The organism is Flavobacterium sp. CG_9.10, from assembly GCF_015752245.1.
Taxonomy (GTDB): domain Bacteria; phylum Bacteroidota; class Bacteroidia; order Flavobacteriales; family Flavobacteriaceae; genus Flavobacterium.
The window spans coordinates 1-1453 of the sequence record NZ_JADOVD010000037.1; the positions used below are offsets into that span (position 1 = coordinate 1).

At 31.9% G+C, this 1453-nt stretch carries 1 protein-coding gene; it reads left to right on the forward strand.

Features of this window, described 5'->3' with window-relative positions:
- Nucleotides 1-81 precede the first annotated feature (81 nt).
- Entirely contained in the window at nucleotides 82-1302 is a 1221-nt protein-coding gene (locus IWX84_RS15300; RefSeq protein ID WP_196851623.1) for an IS4 family transposase, read from the forward strand.
- Nucleotides 1303-1453 lie beyond the last annotated feature (151 nt).

Consider the following 1453-nt stretch of genomic DNA (forward strand, 5'->3'; position numbering starts at 1 on the left):
CATTGTTGTCCGATAAAAAAGAAGCCAAATTAATGGCTTCTTAAAATAATCGTAATTTAGAGTTGCAAAATTCAAATAACGATGGGTAAAAATAAGTATTTTTCGAGTAAATCTGTTTTCGGACAGCTGATTTCTTTAATAGATGATTCGATGATTAGCAAAGCAGTTAAAAAGTATGATTCAGATAGGTATGTCAAACATTTCAAATGCAAGGATCATTTGTTTAGTATGGTTTTTTGCTGTTTAGAAAAGTGTAATTCATTGCGTGAGGTTTCTGGGGGAATGGTAGGTTTATCAGGTAAAGAGGAAACAGTTCGAATTAATCATCTTCCCAAAAAGAGTACTTTGGCAGACGCAAACAAGGGTAGAAAAGTAGAATTTTTTCAAGAAATTTATAACAATCTGCTCGAGAAACATAGCTTTGTTTTATCGGACAGTCGAATTGAGATAGCCTTAGGGAAAAAGATTAAAATTGTTGACAGCACCACAATAAGCCTGTTTAAAGACATCTTAAAGTGTGTTGGAAGAAAGTCTGCTGACGGAAAAAGCAAGGGCGGAATCAAGTCGCATACTGTGATAAATGCCGATGAAAAAGTTCCCAATTTAGTTTGGTTTACACCTGCAACAACTCACGACCATCAGTTTTTAGAAAAGCTAAAATGCGATGAACATACTGTTTATATATTCGATAAAGGATACATTGATTATAAGGCTTTTGCACATTTTTCCGAACAAAATACAGGTTTTGTAACTCGAATAAAAGACAATGCAAAGTACGAAGTAACCCAAAAGAATGACATTCCAGGGAACATTCACAGCGGTGTTTTATCAGACGAAATTATTGAGGTTGGAGTAAATAATGAAAGTGGTAAAACCAAATTGAAATTAAGAAAAATAAAATACTATGACAGAGAACACAAAAGAAGCTTTGAGTTTATTAGTAATTTGTTTGAATTTAGAGCAGACACAATAGCGGCACTTTATAAAATAAGGTGGCAAATAGAATTGTTATTCAAACAAATCAAGCAAAATTTCCCGCTAAAATATTTCTTAGGAGACAATGAAAATGCTATTAAAATTCAAATTTATTGCGTCTTAATAGTAAATCTCTTATTAGGAGTTATAAAGAAAAGTCTAAAGAGACAATGGTCTTTTTCAAATTTAGTAAGTTTTTGTAGAATTCATTTATTCAACTATATTCATCTAACTAAATTTTTAGAAAGTCCCGAAAAACAATGGAAACTCGACGGGGACGACGATGTTCAATTAGGTTTGTTTGATGATTATTTGGCTACGGGATAAAATTCGATAAATGAAACTAAAAATTATATTTTTTCATTTATCAAATTCTCAAGACAGTACTCAAAAACAAGCTAAAGCAGGCTAAAACCTCGTGAAGTGCCAAAATAAATAGAAAAATAAACGTTCCGTGATTTTTTATCGGACAACAATG

Bases quoted from the DNA above. Each gene is read 5' to 3' on its own strand.
- IWX84_RS15300 (WP_196851623.1), top strand. From the start codon at position 82: ATGGGTAAAAATAAGTATTTTTCGAGTAAATCTGTTTTCGGACAGCTG.